The following is a 2,439-nucleotide window of genomic DNA, read 5'->3' as shown; positions in this document are numbered from 1 at the left end:
GCCCGTGGTGCAGTGGATGGCGGTGGTGGCCGGCCGCAACGTGCTGCGCCGGCATGCGGCCCAGCCCGAGGCGCGCCGCAAGGCCGTGGTGGTGGGTGCGGGGCCGCTGGGCGCCAAGGTGGCACGTGCGCTGAACGAGAACAAGGACCGCGGCAGCGACTTCATCGGCTACTTCGACGACCGGGCCGACGAGCGGGTGGACGGCAGTGCCGCCGGCCAGCTGCTGGGCCGGCTGGCCGCGCTGGCGCCGTACGTGCACGAGCACGGCATCAAGGAGGTGTACATCACCTTGCCGCTGGGTTCGCAGCCGCGCATCCTGCAGCTGCTGGAAAGCGTGCAGGGCACCACCGCCTCCATCTTCTTCGTGCCCGACGTGTTCGGCATCAGCATCATCCAGGGCCGGCTGCAGGACATGAACGGCATCCCGGTGGTGGGCATCTGCGAGACGCCCTTCACCGGCACCAACGAGCTGGTCAAGCGCATCAGCGACATCGTGCTGGCCTCGGTGATCCTGGTGCTGATCTCGCCCATCCTGCTGGCCCTGGCCATCGGCGTGAAACTCAGTTCCCCCGGGCCGGTGATCTTCAAGCAGCGCCGCAACGGGCTGGATGGCGAAGAAATCATCGTCTACAAGTTCCGCTCGATGCGGGCGATGGACAACGGCACGGTGGTCAAGCAGGCGCAGCGGGGCGATCCGCGCATCACGCCTTTCGGCGCCTTCATCCGCAAGACCTCGCTGGACGAGCTGCCGCAGTTCATCAACGTGCTGCAGGGCCGCATGAGCATCGTGGGCCCGCGCCCGCACGCGGTGGCGCACAACGAGGAATACCGCAAGCTGATCAAGGCGTACATGGTGCGCCACAAGGTCAAGCCCGGCATCACCGGCTGGGCCCAGGTCAACGGCCTGCGCGGCGAGACCGAGACCATCGAGAAGATGCAGCAGCGGGTGGAGTACGACCTGGAATACCTGCGCAACTGGACGCTGGGCCTGGACCTGCAAATCATCGTGCGCACCGTGCGGGTCATGCTGTTCGACCGCAACGCGTACTGACCCCCAGAACGACATCTACAGGAGAGACGGCATGCCGCTGCGAACCCGATTGCTTCCCCTCGCCGCCGCGCTGTGCGCCGCCGGCGGCGTGCATGCGCAGAGCACGCCTTATTACGTGGGCGTGTCTCAGTCGTTCACGCATGAGTCGAACATCTACCGCACGCGCAACAACGAGGTGTCGGACACCATCTCCACCACCTCGCTGTATGGCGGCGTCGACCAGATGGTGGGCCGCCAGCGCGTGTACGGCAACGCCACCGTCAGCGCCAACAAGTTCATGGACAACGGCTCGCTGGACAACACGGGCTATGGGCTAAAGGCGGGGGTGGACTGGGCCACGATCGAACGCATCAGCGGCACCGTGGAGCTCAACGCCAACCAAAGCCTGGCGCGCTATGAAAACTCGGCCGGCAACAGCGACAAGAACACGCTGCGCGACCTGAGCTTTCGCGCCGTGGCGCGCGTGGGCGTGGTCACCCGGCTGACGGCCGAAACCGGCTACACCTACCGCCGGGTGGACTATTCGCTCAACGCCTACCGTGCCCGCAACTTCGACCAGAACGCGGTGTCGGCCGGCCTGCGCTATCGTTTCAGCGGTGCGCTGACGGCGGGTGCAGCACTGCGTTTCACCAAGGGTGAATACGCCGACCGCAATCCGCGGGACGAATACGACCGCCGCGACATCGACTTCACCGCCACCTGGACGCCCACGGGCAACAGCAGCATCAATGGCCGGGTGAGCCTGAGCGATACCAGCCACTCGGTGGCCAGCAACGCCGACTTCAGCGGCGTGACCGGAGACCTGACCTGGAACTGGCGACCCACCGGCAAGCTGCAGTTCGTCACCAGCCTGACCCGCGACACCGGTGAAGAAATCAGCCTGCTGGGCGGTTCGGCCGACCAGGTGCTGACCAACAGCCGGATCAGCACCTCGATCGGCACCCGCGCCACTTACGAGGTCACCTCCAAGGTGATGGCCGACGCGAGCGTGCGGTATGTGCATCGCAAGCTCGACGCCTCGCTGCTCAACCTGTCGGCCGACGGTGGCGACAACACCCGCTTCGTGTCGGTGGGCCTGCGCTGGGCTGCCATGCGCTCACTGACGCTGGGCTGCAACGTGGGCTATGAATCGCGTACGTCGTCGTCCGTCCTGTCGGCACCCTACGACACACGCACCGCCAGCTGCTACGGCCAGTTCGCGCTGCAACTCTGACGTTCCGCCCGATGCCCACCATCCTGCTGACCGGCGCCACCGGCTATATCGCCTCCCACACCTGGCTGGCCCTGCGCGCCGCGGGGTACCAGGTGGTGGGGCTGGACGACTTCTCCAACAGCTCGCCCGCCGTGCTGCAGCGCCTGCAGCTGCTGCTGGGCGGCGAAGCGCCCGT

General features: G+C 66.7%; 3 protein-coding genes. All 3 read left to right on the top strand.

From position 1 onward, the window contains the following. Window positions 1-1,051 (top strand): undecaprenyl-phosphate glucose phosphotransferase (locus ABNT58_RS18740; RefSeq protein WP_348754955.1); only part of this gene is annotated, 1,051 nt, incomplete at its 5' end. A gap of 31 nt (window positions 1,052-1,082) precedes the next feature. After that, window positions 1,083-2,264: a hypothetical protein gene (locus ABNT58_RS18735; protein ID WP_348754954.1), complete on the top strand. Its 1,182-nt coding sequence runs from the start codon at window positions 1,083-1,085 to the stop codon at window positions 2,262-2,264. A gap of 11 nt (window positions 2,265-2,275) precedes the next feature. Then, the coding region (locus ABNT58_RS18730) for an NAD-dependent epimerase/dehydratase family protein (RefSeq protein ID WP_348754956.1) at window positions 2,276-2,439 on the top strand (164 nt) is incomplete at its 3' end.

This window comes from uncultured Aquincola sp. (assembly GCF_964001545.1).
Lineage (GTDB): Bacteria > Pseudomonadota > Gammaproteobacteria > Burkholderiales > Burkholderiaceae_C > Aquincola.
This window is presented reverse-complemented; position numbering and strand designations above follow the sequence as displayed.